Origin of the sequence: Corynebacterium sp. HMSC075D04 (assembly GCF_001815635.1) — a bacterium.
Taxonomy (GTDB): domain Bacteria; phylum Actinomycetota; class Actinomycetes; order Mycobacteriales; family Mycobacteriaceae; genus Corynebacterium; species Corynebacterium coyleae.
Window position 1 is genome coordinate 108930 of the sequence record NZ_KV821338.1, and the last position, 18292, is coordinate 127221.

Sequence of the window (18292 nt, forward strand, 5' to 3'; positions counted from 1 at the left end):
AGCTCGCCTACATGCCTGCCCATTACCGTCGCTATGCCCTCGCTGCTCTGGCCTACGCAGCCGCGTTCGCGTACATCCTGCTGCGTTGGGACGCGATCCCCGACCCGGTGCCGGTCCATTTCAACGTCAACGGCGACGCGGACGGATTCGAACCGAAAACCCTGCTTCACGCGACGTTCTTGATCACAATCGGCATCGTCATCTCCATATCGATGCTCGCGTGCCTGCCGCCGAAAACCCTCGCACGACAGACCGTGGACGTACCGGAGGACAAGGCGTTGCCGTATTCGGAGACGGCGGCGGCGCGCGTCGAGAAGCTGTGCGATGCAACAGCCGACTTCATGTCGAAGACCCTCCTCGCTATGGCGGTCTTGTTCGCGCTGACCAACGTCTCGATGATGCTGCCGGACATCTCGCTGCCATTCTGGCTGGAGATCGCACTGTGGATCGCATTCACCGTCTACATCGTCGTCGTAGCAATCCGCATGACCACGGCCAAGGACGGCATCGAACCCGACGAAGCGGAGCAACAACGCAACCACCTGCTGCGGATGCAGGGTGGCATGGGCACCTACAAGGAGCCGAACGACCCAATGCTCGCCGCGGTGCTGCCGCAGGCCCCGGGCAAGATCTCGGTCAACACGGCACACGCGCCGGGCAAGCGTTACCTGTGGCGTGTGATGACAAGCGTCGTCGCAGTCCTGGTGGTCTGTCTCCTGTTTGTGTTTATCTAACGGCTACAGCACGTTGAGGAACACCGTCACCACGAGGATGTTGACGAAGTCGATGAACATCCCGCCGACGATTGGTAAAACGAAAAACGCTAGGCGCGACGGCGAGTACTTCTGCACCACCGACTCCATGTTGGCCACACCGTTGGGGGTTGCGCCCATGCCAAAACCGCAGTGGCCGGCGGACAGGACGGCGGCGTCGTAGTCGCTGCCCATCGCTCGGAATGTGACAAAGCGGGCGAAGAGGAGCATCAGCACGGTCTGGGCGATGAGCAGAATGACAAGCGGGATGGCAAGGTCTGCCAGTTCCCACAGTTTGATCGTCATCAGTGCTTGCGCGAGGAAAAGTGCGAGCGCAACACTGCCGATGATCTCCACCTCTTGTGTGGGCACAAACTCGTGGTACTGGCGCTGGTTGCGCGTGTCTGAGATGTAGCGGAACAGAATGCCAATGAGCATGGCACCCAGGTAGTTCGGGAAGGCGGCTTTGTCGGTGAACTGGCTGATGATCCAGTTGATGCCGTCGGTGATGTAGGTGCCGATAAACATCGCGATGAGGATGACGATGAAGGCTTGCATGACCTGGTCGCTGCGCAGGTCTCGTCGATACGCAGTGAGCAAACTATCGTCCACGTCGACATTGCGGGTGCCGCTGGATTGGAGGCGGTTGCGTTTGATCAGACGGTCGCCGACAGGCCCGCCTATGAGCGAGCCCATCAGCAGGCCGAACGTTGCTGCGGTGTAGGCGACGGTTTCTGCGCGCTCCACACCCTGCGCCTCCACGAGCGGGGCCATACCACCGGAAACACCGTGGCCGCCGGTCATGGACACAGACCCGGTCATGAGCGCGAGCGCGGACGGGATGTCCACAATCGGCGCGAGCAGCACCGCAAGAAGGTTCTGTAGCACCACCAGCACAGAGGCGACGAGAAGGAAGCGGGTGACCATCTTGCCGGCTTTGCCAAGAAGCGCGACACTGGCGCCGAAGCCGACGGTGGTGAAGAACATCGTCATGAAGAAGCCCTGCAAGGTGGTGTCGAAGGTGATGTCCACCCAACCGGTGAGTTTGAACACCAGGTTGAACAGGGCGAAAAGGAACCCGCCGATCACCGGCGCTGGGATGGCGAAGCGCTCAAAGAACGCCACGTTGTTGCGCAGCCAGCGTCCAACGACGAGCAGGAGCACGGCGAAGCCGATGGTTTGGATCATGTTGAATTCAATCGCCATCGGCGGCCACCTCTCTGTTAGATGTCTGTCGATCTCGAAGAGTCTAAAGCGCGCACACGGTTTGTGACAAAGAACACGCTCCTTTGCTTCTCCCGGTAGCGTTTAAACCATGACCACAATCGACAACGCCCGCGCACTACTCGCCGACGCCAGCCGTATCGAGGTCTTCACCGGCGCCGGCATGAGCGCCGACAGTGGCCTTGTGACCTATCGCGACGCACAAACCGGGTTGTGGGAGAACGTGGACCCACAGGCCATGGCGTCTATCGACGCCTGGCACACCGACCCGGACACAATGCTCGCCTGGTACCTCTGGCGCGCCCAACTCGCCCAGCGCGCCGAGCCAAATGCAGGACATCTCGCCATCGCGCAATCGCCGAAGACGACGGTAACCACGCAAAACATCGACAACCTTCACGAGCGTGCTGGCAGCGACAATGTCGTCCACCTGCACGGCTCGCTCTTCGCGTTTCGCTGTTCGCTTTGCGACGAGCCCTACACCGACCCAATCCCACTGCCCGAGGAGCCTGTCCCGACGATCACTCCGCCCCAGTGCCCGTTATGTGGCGGGCCGGTGCGTCCCGGCGTGGTGTGGTTCGGCGAGATGTTGCCCCAAGCCGAGTGGAAGGAGGCGGAGCGTCGCATGCGCACCGCTGACGCGTTGATCATCGTCGGCACTTCTGGCGTGGTCTACCCCGCCGCTGGCCTGCCTTTAATGGCGCACGCGCGCGAAATCCCCATCATTGAGGTCACCCCGATGCGCACGGACCTGTCGCATATCGCCGACGTGGTCATCGAGGACACCGCCGCCAACGCCCTGCCGAAGCTGCTGGGTTAGTAGTGGTACCGGGCTTGGAGAATCACCAAATCTGTCCCAGCGACCGTATAGACCAAGCGGTGTTCTTGCGTGATCCTCCTCGACCACGCCCCTTCAGCTCCGTACTTCAGCGGTTCGGGTTTCCCTATGCCTTCAAACGGATCCCTTAAGGTGTCGCGCAGAAGCTGGTTGACTCGCCTCAGTGTTTTCTTGTCGTTGCCCTGCCAGTACAGGTAGTCCTCCCACGCGTTGGTGGTCCACACAAGCCGCATTACGCGTCCAGGTCGATGTCGTGTTCGGCCACCGCCCCGTTGAGTGCTTCCTCGTAGGCCTGAGTCAGGCGTCGAGCATTCTCTGGCGACTTAAACAGGTAGGCAGTCTCAACCCATGCCGCGTAGTCATCTGCAGCCATCAATACTGCATTACCGTGACGCGACACGATTTCAACGGGATCGCGATCATTGTTCACACGCTCGATGAGCGGATATAGCGTGCGCCGCGCTTCAGATGCACTGATAGACATCACAACCTCCTCCGTGTGGTACCGCAATACGGTACCACACTCTAGAGTGAAGCACGCAGGACCGTGAAGGTCTTATCGCGGGTGACCTGCTCCACGGCGCCGAACCTTTGCTCCACCTCGCCGCGGTAACGCAGGTGCGAATTGTGGACCAGGTAGAGCGTGCCGCCCGGCGCGAGTAGTCGCTTGGAGGCGTCGAGGAGGTGCTGGACGAGGGTTGCGTCGACGGTGGTACCGTCGTGGAACGGTGGGTTGAGCGCAATGGTGTCGAAGGAGCCGTCCGGGAACTGTGAGCCGGCGTCATCCCAGGTCGCTTCCAGCCCGATGGCGCGGGCGGAGAGCACCGCGTCTGCGTCAGCGTCTGTGGCCACTGCCTCCAAGCCACGCGCGACAGAGCCGTTGCCGCACCCCAGGTCCAACAGTCGTCCAGGCTCTGCCGGCAGGCAGGAGCGCAGCAGTTCCCCACCACGGTCGGGCTTCGCCCCTGAGAACACGCCTCCGATGGCGACAAGTCCATCGCCGCGTACGGGCTCATAGGACACCTCGCGCGGCCCAGACGCCACAAGACAGCGAAACTTCCCGCGCCCACGGGAGGCCGCCACCTGGTCGAACGATTCGCCCAGCACCACATTCATGCCACGAGACAAGTGTTTATTGTTCGCGCCGAACACCACTCGCGCCGAAGCAAACCCAGCTCCCGCAATCGAGCGTGCCAGGTAGTCCAGCCGCGCCAGGGACTTCGGCATCTCCCCAATGGCAACGACTGTGCCTGAAGAACCGGCAAGGTAGTCGTCGATACGCATATCGCCCGCAATCTCCGCACCGAGCGACGCTGCTTCCTGGCAGCGTGAGTAGTCGGAGTCCAAAAACACGACCTTCGCCCCAGCAGCGAGTGCGGTGCGAGTGAGATCGAGTGTCGGGTCGTTGCACACGAGGACTGTCTCAGCCTGAGCAACATCGGCCGTGTCCCAAATCAGACTATCCAGTGTGCGCAAGGCCTGCGACCTCCCCAAACACGTACACGGCAGGTGAGGTCACATCGTTGTTCTCCATCACATCCGGCAGGGTGGCCGCGGTAGCGAAGAACACGCGCTGCGCGTCGGTTTCGCCTTCCTGGATCACCGCTGCGGGCGTATCCGGGGACAGCGATGCCTCCAGCAGCTTCTCGACGATCGCACGCACGTTGCGCACCCCCATCACCACCACGATGGTGCCGCCGACCTGTGCAAGCGCGGACCAATCCACGAGCGACTTGGGATGCTCCGGCGGCAGGTGTCCCGACACCACGGTGAACGCGTGCGTCACCCCGCGTTGCGTCACGGGCACGTTTGCCGCCGCAGGAACGGACACCGCGGACGTCACGCCCGGGATTACCGAGCACTCAAGACCGGCAGCCGCGCATGCCTGCAGCTCCTCAAAGCCGCGACCGAACACGTACGGGTCGCCGCCTTTGAGCCGCACGACCTGCTTGCCCTCACGCGCATAGGACACCAGCATCTCGTTGATACGCTCCTGCGCGACCTGGCGTGCATAGGGCAACTTGGCCACGTCTACGACTTCTTTGCCGGTCAGATCCAGAAAATCCTCAAGCTCCGCGGCCGGCCCAAGATGGTCCGCAAGGATTACGTCCGCTGCTTCCAGCGCGCGCAAGCCTCGGATGGTGAGCAGGTCCCATGCGCCTGGGCCGCCGCCGACAAGAGTGATGTGGCCTTTCGTCATAGCGACACAGTCTAGGGTGGCACCATGACACGACCCCAGCTCGACCACACATTCGCCGAGAACCTGCCCGAGCTCGCCCACGCTGAACCAGGCAGAAGGTTTGAGAACCCGCAGATGGTTGCTCTCAACGAGCCTCTCGCACAAGAACTTGGGCTCGATGTCGCTTGGTTGCGTAGCAGCGACGGCCTCGCCTGGCTTACCGGCGCCCAGGGCGGGCACGCATTGGCATATGCGGGCCATCAGTTCGGTCAGTTTGTGCCATTGCTTGGCGACGGCCGCGCGTTGCTGCTCGGCAACATCGCCGGCCACGAGATCCAACTCAAAGGATCCGGCCTGACAGTGTTTTCACGGCGTGGATCTGACGGCGTCGGTGCGATCGGCCCGATGTTGCGCGAACACCTCGTCTCTACGTTCATGCACGCCGTCGGCGTACCGACGACACGTTCCCTCGCAGTACTTACCACCGGCGAAAAGGTGATCCGCCAAAACGGCGCCGTACCCGGCGGCATCGTGGTCCGCGTGGCGAAAAGCCATCTTCGTGTCGGCAGCGTCCAGTACGCGGCAACGCAATCCGAGGACCTTGTACGCCAGATCGTCACCGCTGCCGGTTTCGACAATGCAGCCAGCCTGCTCGAAACCGTCACCCGCCGCCACTTCGACCTGGTTGCGCACTGGATGCGCATCGGTTTCGTCCACGGGGTGATGAACACCGACAACGTGGCACTCTCAGGCGAAACGATCGACTACGGGCCATGCGCGTTCACGGAGCGCTTCGACGCCGCAGCGTCGTTTTCATCTATCGACAGGCAAGGCCGCTACGCCTTTGGCAACCAACCGAGCATCATCGCCTGGAACATGGCTCGCCTGGCAGAGGCGCTTTACCCCTTGCTGGGTCAGGATTATGTTGACGCCTACATCAAAACAGCCCAGCCAACCTGGGACGAGGCGTGGCAGCGTTGGATCGGCGACGACCACGAGGGGCTCAACAACGCCATCGACATCACCACCTACAACCGCGAACACGGCATCAACGGCGATCCAGGACCGATCTTCGTCCCGCGCAACCACATGCTGCAGGACGCGATAGACGCCGCTGAGTTGCACGGTGATTACGCGAAGTACAACGAACTGCTCGCGGCAGTATCCGACCCGTACAACGAACAGGCCGGGCCCGAATGGATGACCCGGCCGGAAGGACAAATGCCCTACGTCACCTTCTGCGGGACGTAGGGCAGCCAGTTCAGTTGAGCGCGGGGATTAATCCTCGAGCTTCAGCGTCTTCTGGGTCCATGCCCACTGCTCCTCATACGCCTTCTGGTCGTGCTTGAGCGACTTGCCGTACGTGGGGAACATCTCGTGGAGCTTGTCAGCCCACTCAATCATGCGCTCACCGAAGCAACGCTCCAACAGCTCGAGCATCGCAGCCGGGGTAATCGACGCGCCCGGGGATGCGCCGAGGATGCCCGCGATGGTGCCGTTCTGGTCGTTGACCAGAGCGGTACCGAACTCCAAGGTGCCGAAACGCGGGAATGCTGCCGGCTTGATCACCTGCACGCGCTGGCCGGCGACGACAACGTCCCAGTCCTTGCCGTCTGCCATCGGGTAGTACTCGTGCAGCACGTCCATCTTGCCGTCGAAGTTACGGAAAACCTCCTCAACCAGGTACTTGACCAGGCCGATGTTGGTTGCCGCGACACCGAGGTAGGACGGGATGTTGTCCAGACGGATGGACTTGAACAGGTCCAGGTAGGAGCCTTCCTTCAAGAACTTCGGGGTCCAGCCGCCGTATGGGCCGAAGAGCAGGGACTCTTCGCCATCGACGACGCGCAGGTCCAGGTGCGGAACGGACATCGGCGGGGCACCAACCTTGGCCTTGCCGTACACCTTTGCCTTGTGCTGCTGGACGAGTTCCGGGTTGGTGGTCTTGAGCCACAAACCGGAGATCGGGAAGCCCGCGTAGCCGTGAACCTCTGGAACGCCTGCCTTGCGCAGCAGGTCCAGGGCGTAGCCGCCAGCGCCGATGAACACGAAGCGTGCACGGACGACCTGCTTGTCACCGGTGCGAACGTTCTTCACGGTGACCTTCCAGAAGTTGCCCTCACGCTTGAGGTTGAGCACTTCGTGGCCGTAGCGGATCTTGGTGCCGCTTTCCTGAGCGGACTCCAGGAACTGCTTGGTCAGGGAACCGTAGTTGATGTCAGTGCCGGCATCAGTCCAGGAAATTGCGACCGGCTCAGCGTCGAAGTCGCGGCCTTGCGCCATCAGCGGCAGCTTCTCAGCGAACTTCTCGCGGTCATCGGTGAACTGCATCTCCGGGAACATGTGGTTCGCAGAAAGCTTGTCGTAGCGCTTACGCAGGTATGCAATCTGGTCTTCGCCCTGGGCGAAGGAAACGTGCGGCACCGGGTTGATAAAGGCGCGCGGGTCCTTGATCACACCGTTTTCTACCTGGTGGGACCAAAACTGGCGAGCGACCTGGAACTTCTCGTTGATCGCCATCGCCTTAGAGACGTCGATTCGACCGTTCTTTTCCGGGGTGTAGTTCAGTTCGCAGAGAGCGGAGTGACCCGTACCAGCGTTGTTGAACGCGTACGAGGATTCCTCGGCGGGACCATCGAGGCGCTCGAAGATCACCTGGCTCCACTCGGGCTCCAGTTCGTGCAACATCGAGCACAGGGTGGCGCTCATAATGCCAGCGCCAACGTGCAGGATGTCCACCTCGTCCGCGTACTTATTACCACCGTTGTCAGACATGCGTAGTCATCCTTATAGTGTTTCGACAATTTTTGGAGTACAGACATTCTACGTCTATCTGCACCGGAACGTGCATAGGCCCGAATTATGACACGGCCCACACCCGCTTTCGGGTCAGTATCATCAGCCCCATGAATCAAACAGAAGAAGCATCCCTCGACACACTTACCTGGAAACCGGACGTGCTCGGTAAAAATTACGAGCATGCGCGTCTGCAATTAGATAAGGACCCCGACACGGGACATGCGCCAGAGGCGGTGTTGGTCCGGGACGTGAGGTCGTCGACAAGCAACAAGCCCGCGGTGCTGTGGGTCCACGGCATGTCGGACTACTTCTTCCACAACCATGTTGCCGACGAGTTTGCCCAGCACGATTTCCCCTTTTACGCCTTGGATCTGCGCCGTTGTGGCCGCGCGCACACGAAGGGCCAGCGCTTCCACTTCACGCTGGATATGCGTCGTTACTTCGAGGAACTCACGACGGCGCTGCGGCTCATCGCGCGCGAGCATGGCTCGGTCGTTGTGCTCGCACACTCCACTGGCGGGTTGATTGTTCCGCTGTGGGCGGATCATTTACGACGAGAATCGCCCGCGGATCATGCACTGCTTCAAGGAATCGCGCTCAACAGCCCGTGGTTGGACCTGCAGTACCCGACCTGGCAGGTGAAGCTCCTGCGCCCAGTACTGAACACGCTTGGAGCCATTTTCCCGTCTATCCCACTGCCGGGCGGCGGGCTGGGTACCTATGGCACCTCTATCCACGAGAGCAAACACGGCGAATGGAGCTTCAACACCACCTGGAAACCGCTGGTCGGTCACCGCAAGTACTTCGGCTGGATCCGGGCAGTACTTAAAGGACAGGAACAAATCCACAAGGGCAACGTTGATACCGGCGTGCCAACGCTGACCCTGTGCTCTTCGCACTCATACCTGGGCAAGGAGTACTCCCCCGCTGCCGACACGGCCGATACCGTGCTTGATGTCGACCAGATCCAGCGTTGGGCCCCGACACTTGGGAAAGATTCACAAGTGCGAGTTATCGACGGCGCCCGCCACGACGTTTTCCTCTCCGAACGCCATGCCCGCGAGTCCGCGTTCAAGGCAACGTTTACGTGGCTAGACGATCTCACCGGGGCGCAGTAACGTCTAAACCCAATCCATACATATATATAGAGGAGACGAGCATGTCTGCTGCGGCGACGAATTCCACCCACTACGACCTCATTATCGTGGGCACCGGTTCCGGCAACTCGATCCTGACCCCGGACTTCGATGACAAGAAGGTCGCTATCGTCGAAAAGGGCAAATTCGGTGGAACGTGCCTGAACGTGGGTTGCATCCCGACGAAGATGTACGTCCTGGCCGCCGAGCACGCCTTTGCCGCACGCGAGGCCGGCAAACTCGGTGTTGATCTTGAGTTCCATGGCGCCGACTGGGATGCCATCAAGGAACGTGTTTTTGATAACCGGATCGACCTCATCGCTAAGGGCGGCGAAAACTACCGCCGCAATGAGTGCGACAACGTCACCGTCTACGACATGGAGGCCTCCTTTGTCGGGCCGAAGACCCTAAAGACGGGTCGCGGCGGCGTAGAGGAAACGATTACCGCAGACACGATCATTCTCGCCGCCGGTGCGCGTCCGTTTATCCCCGAGTGGGCCAAGGGCGTCACCTATCACACCAACGAGGACGTCATGCGCCTCGACGAACTGCCAAAGTCGATGACCATCGTTGGCGGCGGCTTTATCGCCATGGAGTTTGCGCACGTCTTCGATGCCCTGGGCACCGACGTAACCATCATCAGCCGCTCTCCCCTGCTGCGTCCGCTCGACGAGGATCTGCGCGATCCGTTCAACGAGATCGCCACACAGCGCTACACCACCCACATCGGCCGCACGGTCGCATCAGCCACCGAGAATGGCGGCCAGGTGACGCTCACGCTTGACGACGACACCCAGGTGACCTCCGACGCCCTCCTCATCGCCACCGGTCGCATCCCGAACAGTGACACCCTCAACGTTGTAGCGGGTGGCATCGAAACGCATGACGACGGCCGCGTAAAAGTCGACGAGTTCGGCCGCACGACCGCTGAGGGTGTGTGGTCGCTTGGTGATCTCTCTTCCCCCTACCAACTCAAGCACGTTGCCAACGCCGAGATGCGTGCGGTGACCCACAACGTGCTTGCCACCTGGCGCGACAACGGCGCGCTCGTTCCGATGCCGCACGACCACGTGCCGTCGGCGATCTTCACCCACCCGCAGATCGCCACCGTCGGCCTGACCGAGCAGCAAGCAATCGAGGCCGACCACGATGTCACCGTCAAGGTCCAGAACTATGGCGACGTTGCATACGGCTGGGCGCTGGAGGACAGCACCGGACTGGTGAAGCTCATCGCGGATCGCACCACAGGCAAACTGCTGGGCGCCCACTACATGGGCCCACAGGCATCGACCTTGATCCAGCAAATGATCACCGTCATGGCTTACGACCTCGACCTTCGCGAGTTCCCACGCAGCCAATACTGGATCCATCCAGCACTGGCCGAAGTGACGGAAAACGCGATCCTGGGCCTCGACCTGACCTTCAAAGAAGTCTAAACCTATCCTTCACCCCCTAATTTGGGGGCCATTCAACAAAACCGCTGGGACAACTGCCCAAGAAGCGAAAAGCGCACGTTGCGATTGTTATCCACCCGCAATCATTCCCAGCGGACACACAGAGACTCCAACCTTTTGATGATCTTTGCATCAAATCGCACACCAAACTTGCACGATGCTGGAAACGATCGGCTATTGTCGTTGCAGACACCGGGACCGAGCCTCTAAGGCTTGCTATCGGTCCTAGGAGCTCAATGCCCCTGGACTTCTTTGAATTCCACCCGGACGTCGTGCAAGAACTATCAGAGAAGGATTTCGTTTCATGCGTAATTTCCGTAAGGCAGCCCTCGCCGGCGCAACCGCCGTCGCTGTGGCATTCGGCTCCACCGCAGTCGCAACCGCTGAGACCGACCCGTCGGGCACCCCGGCACCGGAGGCTCCCTACACCGCACCGGTCCGCGAGGTCACGGACAAGGACAGCAAGGAAGGCGTCAAGCCGGGTTCCTCCCACAAGATCACCCAGTCCGAGTGGCTCGAGTTCCGCAACAAGGACGGCAACCTGCGCGGCACCGACGGCAAGGAGATCTTCGGCAAGGATAAGGACCACTTCGGTAAGCAGCCGCGCTACGCACGCCTGGCGTACGGTGCAACCATCTTCGCCACTGTTTCCGCAGTCCTCGGCCTCATTGTTGGCCCGCTGTACAACTTCATCGTTCACGGCCCGGTCAAGTTCTAATAACGCGGATTTCCGCTAACCACTTCCAATTCACATTTCGAAAGAAGGAAAAAGATGCGTAACTTCCGCACCGCTGCAGTTGCTTCCGCAACCGCTCTGACCGTCTTCGTTGGCGGCACCGCTATCGCTTCCGCTCAGTCTTCTGAGAAGCCGGAGACCACCGCTACTGCCGAGCAGAACGGCCAGGACGACACCAAGAAGCCGGAAGAGAAGAAGTCCGACAAGGACAAGCAGGTCATCTTCGCTGGCAAGCAGGAGGACGACAAGTCCTTCGGCGACGTTGTCAAGGACGGCACCGCAGGCCTGTTCAACGGCAAGGGTTCCTCCAAGTACTTCGACGAGAAGGACACCGAGCGCGATTTCTACCCGACCGATGCTTTCGGCAAGAAGACCAACCCTGAGGCTGTCCCGCAGTGGGCACGCTACTGGATCGACGGCACCATCGTCGCTGGTATCGGTGCTCTCGTCGGCCTCGTGATCGCTGGCATCAACTTCGCTTCCTACAACGGCTTCATCCAGCTGCCGAAGTTCTAAGTCAACTTCGTCGTAGGACGAAACAGAGCCCGCTGCTTCGGCAGCGGGTTTTTGCTTTGGCCGGTGCTGGCCCTTGCAGCATACAAAAGTGTGCCCCGCAGGGAACGTTCCCTGCGGGGCACATATGCATCTACCAGTGCGACGCCTACTCCCCCAGCATGTGCTGGCCTGCTGCTACATCGGCGTCCGGGATCGTGAGAATCTCGTTGCCATCGTCAGTGATCACGATGGTGTGCTCGAACTGCGCGGTGTACTCACCATCGACGTTCTGTACCGTCCAGCCGTCGTCCCACACGGTGTACGGCAACTCACCCAAGTTGATCATTGGCTCGACGGTCAGCGTCATTCCCGGCTCGAGAACATCCGTGTATGCATCCGAGTCATAGTGCAGGACGACGAGACCGTTGTGGAACGTCGTACCCACACCGTGTCCGGTGAAGTCGGTGACCACGTTGTAGCCGAAACGCTTCGCGTACGCCTCGATGACGCGCCCGATGACGTTGATCTCGCGGCCCGGCTTCGCCGCCTTGATGCCGCGCATCATGGCCTGGTAGGTACGGTTCACAAGGTCCTTGTGTTCCTGTGCAACCTCGCCCGCGAAGAACGTGGCGTTGGTGTCGCCGTGCACACCGTTCTTGTATGCGGTGACGTCAATATTGACGATGTCGCCCTCCTGGATCACAGTCGTATCCGGGATGCCGTGGCACACAATCTCATTGAGCGACACGCAGGAAGACTTTGTAAAGCCTCGGTAGCCAAGCGTGGAGGGGTATGCGCCGTGCTCGATCAGGTAGTCGTGCACAATGCCGTCGATCTCATCAGTGGTTTTGCCCGGCGCAACCGCCGCACCGGCAAGGGCAAGGGCGTTCGCGGCGATCTTGGATGCCTCGCGCATCGCTTCAATCGTCTCGGGGGTTTGGATGACCGGTTCGCCGACGTTTTCTTGGACGTCGTCTTTCCAGGCGTACTCCGGACGCTCAATGTGCTCCGGGACCTTACGCACTGGGGTTGGTTTACCTGGTGTTAGTAGTCCTCTTGGATTCATAAAGGCCATGGTAGTACCGCAGCCAAATTGGCCCTGCGGCAGCTAGCCAGCTTTCTGATCTACCCCAGCGGCAAGTTGGCAAGCATCGTGTTCGTCAGCGCGACTGCCGCTTCAGAACCACCGCCGAGGACCACCAGGGTTGCAAACGCGATGTCGTCTTCCACGCGGTAGCCGGTGAACCAGGAGTGGGACCCACCGTTGATTTCGGCCTCGCCGGTTTTGCCGCGAATATCGCCGCCGGCACTCATGCCGCCTGCGGTACCGCCCGGCCCGGTCACGGCAGCCATGATCTGGCGCAGCTGATCGATCGCTTCCGGTGGAAGGGGCTGCACGTCCTCGCTGAGTTTCGTTTCCTCGCCCTGCACCAGGTACGGCACCGGCAATGACCCACGCGCGGCCGTCGCAGAAACCAATGCCATGCCGAAAGGGCTGGCAAGGTCGAGGCCCTGGCCGTAGCCGGCCTCAGTGCGGTCGAGGGGCTCCTCCCCGACCGGGATCGAGCCAGTGATTGTCTCTACCCCTGGGATCTGCATATCGACCCCGAGACCAAACTGCTTACCCACGTCCTGCAACTCACCTGGGGCGAGACGCGTCGACATGTCCGCAAACGTGGTGTTGCACGAACGCGCAAACGCCGTCTCCAACGGCACGGTGCCGAGGCTGAAGCCTCCGTAGTTGGTCACGATGCGCCCATACAGGTTCATCGGGCCCGGACACGGCACCGGCGAGCCTGGTGTGAGCCCTTGCCGTGCAAGCCCCGCCGCTGCGGTGATGATCTTAAATGTCGAGCCAGGCGGGTACTGGCCCATCGTCGCCAGATTGCCTTGCGCATCCGCAGCCGGGGTCTGCGCAATAGCCAGAATCCCGCCCGTAGACGGCCTGATGGCCACAATCATGGCCTGCTGCCCGGCAACGGGTTCGAGCGCACGCTCAGCGGCTTCCTGGACGCGGTGATCCAAGCTGATGTGCACCGCCGGCGCCGGTGCGGGATCCTGACGGGTGATCTCCTCGTACGACGCACCATTTTCGTTGACAATGTCGACGCTCCAGCCGGAATCACCAACCAGATCATCGCGCACCAACTCGCCCACGCGCGCCATAATGTCGGGCGCGAAACCCGGCTTTGCGTTGACCATGGCGGCTTCTTCGTTGAGCCGGACACCGGGTTCGTCGCTAAGCGCTGCTTCAACAGCATCTCGCGCTGCTGCCGGCACCACCGCCACCGAATACACACCGGAGGCGCGCTCGAGCTCGTCCTTCAACGTGTCTGCATCGCGGAGCGGCACGCCACGGTCCTGCTCGTGCGCCCGGGCGAGAGCACCGCTGATCGCAGATGCCGCAGCACCGGCGGTGCGCATCTCGTTGGTATCCACCAACACCCGATACGCGATGCCGGGCTTTAACAACTCCACCCCATCAGAGGACACGACACTCGCCTGTGCGGGAGCGATCGCGCGCAGCTCCAAATGCTGGTGCGCACCCAGACGCGGGTGCAACACCGACGGCTGCCAGCGCACCGTCCACTTCTCGCCAGATTGTGTCAGCGTCATCTGCGCGTCGTACTTCAACTCACGGTCACGCGGCAATTGCCACGCCAACTCGTACGTCGCGGTGGCTAGATTCTCCTCCTGGCGCACATCTTTCAGCGTCGCCGTGACGTCTTCTGCCTGCAAACCATCCCAGGTCGCGTTCGTGGAATCAGCCGCGGACGTCGGATTGTCAATCGCAGACGACTCGACGTCGCGACGCTCCAGCGCCTCCAAAAACGCACTCGCTGCTGGCTCAGCATCATTGGGGCGCGGGGTGCATGCGCTTATCGACGACGCAAGCACCACCCCGGCAACAACTGCGACGACACGACGCATACTAGCGGGTGACCTTGACCTCAGCCTTGGCGCCAGCGACCTCCTCGAGGCCCTGCTCCTCAGCAATACGCAGCGCGTGAGCAATCAGCGTTTCCACAATCTTCGACTCCGGCACGGTCTCCACAACCTCGCCCTTGACAAAGATCTGGCCCTTACCGTTGCCGGAAGCCACACCAAGGTCAGCGTCGCGCGCCTCGCCCGGACCGTTGACAACACAGCCCATGACGGCCACACGCAGCGGGAACTCCATACCATCCAGGCCAGCGGTGACCTCTTCGGCCAACTTGTACACGTCCACCTGGGCGCGACCACAGGACGGGCAGGAAACGATCTCTAACTTGCGCGGACGCAAGTTCATCGACTGCAGAATCTGGTCACCGACCTTGATCTCTTCCACCGGGTCAGCGGAAAGAGACACACGAATCGTGTCGCCGATACCCTGCGACAACAGGGCACCGAAGGCGACGGACGACTTAATCGTGCCCATGAACTTCGGACCAGCTTCCGTCACACCGAGGTGCAACGGGTAATCCGTCTTCTCTGCCAACTGGCGGTACGCCTCGACCATCAGCACCGGGTCCGAGTGCTTTACGGAAATCGCAATATCGCCGTAGCCGTACTCTTCGAACAAGCCAGCCTCGTAGATCGCGGACTCCACCAGCGCTTCTGGCGTGGCCTTGCCGTACTTCTCCAGCAGGCGCTTATCCAGCGAGCCACCGTTGACGCCGATACGGATCGGGATGCCTGCGTCACCGGCTGCCTTTGCAACCTCCTTGACGCGGCCGTCGAACTCCTTGATGTTGCCCGGGTTCACACGCACAGCTGCGCAACCGGCGTCGATTGCAGCGAAGATGTACTTCGGCTGGAAGTGAATATCGGCGATCACCGGGATCGGCGACTTTGCAGCAATTGCTGGCAACGCTTCCGCATCGACCGTCTTCGGGCATGCGACACGCACAATGTCGCAGCCAGCCGTGGTCAACTGCGCGATCTGCTGCAAGGTGGCGTTGATGTCGTGCGTCTTCGTCGTGGTCATCGACTGCACCGTGATCGGGTGATCGGAGCCAACACCGACACCTCCAACCATCAGTTGGCGGGTCTTACGACGTGGGGCCAGGGTGGGTGCCGGACCTTCAGGGATGCCTAATCCGATGGGGGTACTCATGGTGGATAACTCTAGCACCGTCACCCAAAAAGATTGACGGGGTTGACCACGTCTGCCGCCATCACCAACACACCGACAACAAGCAGCAGCGCCGCCATGAAATAGGTCAGTGGCATCAGCTTCTCGTAGTTTGCCGGGCCGGCTGGTGGCAGGCCACGGAGTCGTCGCAAAGCATTGCGAATCTTCTCGTAAATCACCACCGCAATATGCCCACCATCAAGCGGTGGAAGCGGCACGAGATTAAACAACGCCAGAAAGAAGTTCAGGCTGGCCAGCATCATCCAAAACGCCGGCCACTGGTCGCGTTCCACCAGCTCACCGCCGGTGCGCGAGGCCCCAATCACACTGATCGGGCCCTCAATGTCGCGCTCCCCGCCAAAGATCGACGCGACAACCCCCGGGATCTTGCCCGGAAATGCCATCAACCCGTCAACGGACGCACGAAGCATCTGACCGGTGAACTTGGCCGTCGCCGGCACCGCCTCGACAGGCCCGAATTGCTTCACCGCATCCTTGACCGGAGCTGCGGCGATGCCCACCGCGCCGACGTCGATACGCTCGCCCGTCGAAGGATCGATGCGCTCGACCCGCGCCACGGGGACATCAATGCTTTGCGACGACCCACCGCGCTCCACCTCAAGCGCGACCGTCTCCCCAGGACGCTGCGCAACATAAGTACGCAGGTCCGCGAATGTCTCGATTGGTTCGTCGTCGACCGCCACCAAAGTGTCGCCGACGCGCACACCCGCTTGGCCCGCAGGACCAGGTCCGCTGCACTCCGCCAGAGTTTTCTCATCCACCTGGTCGGCAACACAGACGACCTGGCCCACCTTCGGGGTGAAATCCGCGTACGGGTTCCGGATACCTGATGAGACAGCAACCCCAAAAATGATCACGACGCCGATCAAGATGTTCATCACGATCCCGCCGGAGAGCACCGCAATACGCTGCGACGCAGACTTTTTCACCATCGCGTGTGGCGCTTCCTCCTCGGTGACCGGATCCATCGCCGTCATCCCGGCAATGTCACAGAACCCACCGAACGGCAGCGCAGCAACCCCATACTCTGTGCCGCCCCGTTTCACCGACCACAACGTTGGCCCGAAACCGACGAAAAACCGGCGCACTCGCATGCCAAACGCACGCGCAGTGAACATGTGGCCTGCTTCGTGCAGCGCAATCGAAGCAGTGATTGCAAGCGCGAAAAGCACAATCCCCAACACACTCATCGCGCGTCACCCCACAGCACACACAGCGAAGAGGTGCGGGCACACCGCCCGCACCTCAAGGGTCTAACGCTCAATGCGCGCAATCGCCGCGGCGACTCGCTCACGCGTACGGGATTCAACCCGCATCACATCAAACACATCGCTCGGGACTGCGGCGAACTCGTCGGCCTCGTCCAGGACCTCCCCGATAATGTCCACGATCTCCGGGAACTTAATGCGACCCGCGAAGAACGCCTCTACCGCTGCTTCGTTAGCAGCGTTGTAAATAGCCGGGTACGGATCACCCTTCTTGGCCACCTCACGGGCCAGACACACAGCAGGGAACACCTCGTTGTCCAGCGGCTCAAACTCCCACGAGAATGCCTGCGAGAAATCCAACGGCTCCTGCACATCCGGCACACGGTTCGGCCAATCCAGCGCGTGCGCGATAGGCAGCTTCATCGACGGCGGCGAAGCCTGCGCAAGCGTTGCACCGTCCGTAAACGTGACCAACGAGTGAATCACGGACTGCGGGTGAATCGTGACGTCGATCTTGTCCGGATCCATGTCGAACAACATGGCCGCCTCAATCAGCTCAAGGCCCTTGTTCACCAGAGTCGAAGAGTTAATGGTGTTCATCGTTCCCATCGACCAGGTCGGGTGTACCACGGCTTCTTCCGTGGTCACCTCCATGAGACCCTCGCGCTCCCAGCCACGGAACGGACCACCCGATGCGGTAAGAACAAGGCGAGCGATTTCGCTACGGCGAGTGCCGCGCATGCACTGCGCCATTGCCGAGTGCTCCGAATCAACCGGAACAATCTGACCCGGCTTTGCAGCGTCGAGCACGATACGGCCACCCGCTACAAGCGATTCTTTGTTAGCCAACGCAAGTGTCGCATCCGAGCGCAGCGCAGCCATGGTTGCCGGCAGGCCCGAGGCACCAACGAGTGCGTTGAGCACCACGTCAGCTTCCTGCGATTCAACGAGCGCAGCAGCGGAGTTCTCGCCAGTGATCACGTAACCGCCAAGCGCACGGGAGACTTCCTTCGCACCCTCAATATTGCGCACGGCAATCTGGTCGGCGCTCAGGCCAAACTCCTGCGCCTGCTCAATAGCAGCCTTAGGATTGGCGCCACCAATGGCAATCCCGACAATGTTGAACTTGTCGCGGTTTTCGCGGATCACCTCCACAGCCTGTGAGCCAATGGAACCGGTCGAACCTAAAATTACAACGTTTCGCACGCAACCATTGTGACACGTTTTGATTCATTTCGGCACTTGAACTGGATTAAACCCCCGAGGTGGTGCGAAAGTTTGAACACATTGGGGGCTATTGTCACCTTTTTCGCGCTCTGTGTGCGATGATGGGCAG

The 18292-nt window shown here is 60.9% G+C and carries 18 protein-coding genes; 7 read left to right on the forward strand and 11 right to left on the reverse strand.

The genetic code is table 11. The features are described 5' to 3' along the window. Positions 1–11 precede the first annotated feature (11 nt). Entirely contained in the window at positions 12–734 is a 723-nt protein-coding gene (locus HMPREF3048_RS05550; RefSeq protein WP_070771433.1) for a DUF1648 domain-containing protein, read from the forward strand. A 3-nt stretch (positions 735–737) separates the two neighbouring features. Here the strand turns inward: HMPREF3048_RS05550 and gltS are convergent, their stop codons facing one another. Then, positions 738–1958: a sodium/glutamate symporter gene (gene gltS / locus HMPREF3048_RS05555; protein ID WP_070771434.1), complete on the reverse strand. Its 1221-nt coding sequence runs from the start codon at positions 1956–1958 to the stop codon at positions 738–740. 109 nt (positions 1959–2067) lie between these two features. Between gltS and HMPREF3048_RS05560 the strand changes: the two genes are divergently transcribed. Continuing rightward, positions 2068–2796 carry an NAD-dependent deacylase gene (locus tag HMPREF3048_RS05560; RefSeq protein WP_070422283.1) on the forward strand — a complete coding sequence of 243 codons (729 nt, stop codon included), beginning with the start codon at positions 2068–2070 and terminating at the stop codon, positions 2794–2796. Here the strand turns inward: HMPREF3048_RS05560 and HMPREF3048_RS05565 are convergent. Genes HMPREF3048_RS05565 through cobA form a run of 4 tightly spaced genes read right to left on the reverse strand, consistent with a single transcriptional unit; the run spans position 2793 to position 5014 of the window. Beyond that, entirely contained in the window at positions 2793–3047 is a 255-nt protein-coding gene (locus HMPREF3048_RS05565; protein ID WP_070422282.1) for a Txe/YoeB family addiction module toxin, read from the reverse strand. The genes HMPREF3048_RS05560 and HMPREF3048_RS05565 overlap by 4 nt on opposite strands. Then, positions 3047–3298: a type II toxin-antitoxin system Phd/YefM family antitoxin gene (locus tag HMPREF3048_RS05570; protein WP_070422281.1), complete on the reverse strand. Its 252-nt coding sequence runs from the start codon at positions 3296–3298 to the stop codon at positions 3047–3049. The genes HMPREF3048_RS05565 and HMPREF3048_RS05570 overlap by 1 nt, the downstream gene beginning before the upstream one ends. A gap of 41 nt (positions 3299–3339) precedes the next feature. After that, complete coding sequence (locus HMPREF3048_RS05575) at positions 3340–4290, reverse strand: class I SAM-dependent methyltransferase (RefSeq protein WP_070771435.1); 951 nt, start codon at positions 4288–4290, stop codon at positions 3340–3342. Beyond that, the gene (gene cobA, locus HMPREF3048_RS05580) at positions 4274–5014 is read right to left on the reverse strand and encodes a uroporphyrinogen-III C-methyltransferase (protein ID WP_070771436.1); all 741 of its coding nucleotides are present in this window, start codon (positions 5012–5014) and stop codon (positions 4274–4276) included. The genes HMPREF3048_RS05575 and cobA overlap by 17 nt, the downstream gene beginning before the upstream one ends. Before the next feature lie 24 nt (positions 5015–5038). On the opposite strand from cobA, the gene HMPREF3048_RS05585 reads away from it, so the two are divergent. Beyond that, positions 5039–6244 carry a protein adenylyltransferase SelO family protein gene (locus HMPREF3048_RS05585; protein WP_070771437.1) on the forward strand — a complete coding sequence of 402 codons (1206 nt, stop codon included), beginning with the start codon at positions 5039–5041 and terminating at the stop codon, positions 6242–6244. 27 nt (positions 6245–6271) lie between these two features. Here the strand turns inward: HMPREF3048_RS05585 and mqo are convergent, their stop codons facing one another. Further along, positions 6272–7768 (reverse strand): malate dehydrogenase (quinone), encoded by a 1497-nt coding sequence (gene mqo / locus HMPREF3048_RS05590; RefSeq protein ID WP_070422277.1) that lies wholly within the window; start codon positions 7766–7768, stop codon positions 6272–6274. A gap of 131 nt (positions 7769–7899) precedes the next feature. Here mqo and HMPREF3048_RS05595 point away from each other — a divergent pair, with 131 nt between their 5' ends. The 4 genes from HMPREF3048_RS05595 to HMPREF3048_RS05610 all read left to right on the forward strand — a co-directional run bounded on the left by HMPREF3048_RS05595 (position 7900) and on the right by HMPREF3048_RS05610 (position 11634). Continuing rightward, positions 7900–8910: an alpha/beta hydrolase gene (locus HMPREF3048_RS05595; protein ID WP_070483884.1), complete on the forward strand. Its 1011-nt coding sequence runs from the start codon at positions 7900–7902 to the stop codon at positions 8908–8910. A gap of 41 nt (positions 8911–8951) precedes the next feature. After that, on the forward strand, positions 8952–10364 hold the full coding sequence (gene mtr, locus HMPREF3048_RS05600; protein ID WP_070771438.1) for a mycothione reductase: 1413 nt from the start codon (positions 8952–8954) through the stop codon (positions 10362–10364). Positions 10365–10686: 322 nt separating this feature from the next. Further along, positions 10687–11100, forward strand: a complete 414-nt coding sequence (locus HMPREF3048_RS05605) for a hypothetical protein (RefSeq protein ID WP_070771439.1) — start codon at positions 10687–10689, stop codon at positions 11098–11100. Positions 11101–11154: 54 nt separating this feature from the next. Beyond that, positions 11155–11634, forward strand: coding sequence for a hypothetical protein (locus HMPREF3048_RS05610; protein ID WP_070771440.1), 480 nt, complete (start codon positions 11155–11157; stop codon positions 11632–11634). A 145-nt stretch (positions 11635–11779) separates the two neighbouring features. Here the strand turns inward: HMPREF3048_RS05610 and map are convergent, their stop codons facing one another. From map to dxr, 5 genes are all read right to left on the reverse strand, one after another. Next, positions 11780–12679: a type I methionyl aminopeptidase gene (gene map, locus HMPREF3048_RS05615; protein WP_168167339.1), complete on the reverse strand. Its 900-nt coding sequence runs from the start codon at positions 12677–12679 to the stop codon at positions 11780–11782. A gap of 59 nt (positions 12680–12738) precedes the next feature. Next, on the reverse strand, positions 12739–14544 hold the full coding sequence (locus HMPREF3048_RS05620; RefSeq protein ID WP_070483889.1) for a penicillin-binding transpeptidase domain-containing protein: 1806 nt from the start codon (positions 14542–14544) through the stop codon (positions 12739–12741). A gap of 1 nt (position 14545) precedes the next feature. Then, positions 14546–15709 carry a flavodoxin-dependent (E)-4-hydroxy-3-methylbut-2-enyl-diphosphate synthase gene (ispG, locus tag HMPREF3048_RS05625; protein WP_070422393.1) on the reverse strand — a complete coding sequence of 388 codons (1164 nt, stop codon included), beginning with the start codon at positions 15707–15709 and terminating at the stop codon, positions 14546–14548. Between the two features lie 20 nt (positions 15710–15729). Continuing rightward, on the reverse strand, positions 15730–16938 hold the full coding sequence (locus HMPREF3048_RS05630; RefSeq protein ID WP_070771442.1) for a M50 family metallopeptidase: 1209 nt from the start codon (positions 16936–16938) through the stop codon (positions 15730–15732). A gap of 63 nt (positions 16939–17001) precedes the next feature. Then, positions 17002–18162 carry a 1-deoxy-D-xylulose-5-phosphate reductoisomerase gene (gene dxr, locus HMPREF3048_RS05635; RefSeq protein ID WP_070483892.1) on the reverse strand — a complete coding sequence of 387 codons (1161 nt, stop codon included), beginning with the start codon at positions 18160–18162 and terminating at the stop codon, positions 17002–17004. Positions 18163–18292: the final 130 nt, after the last annotated feature.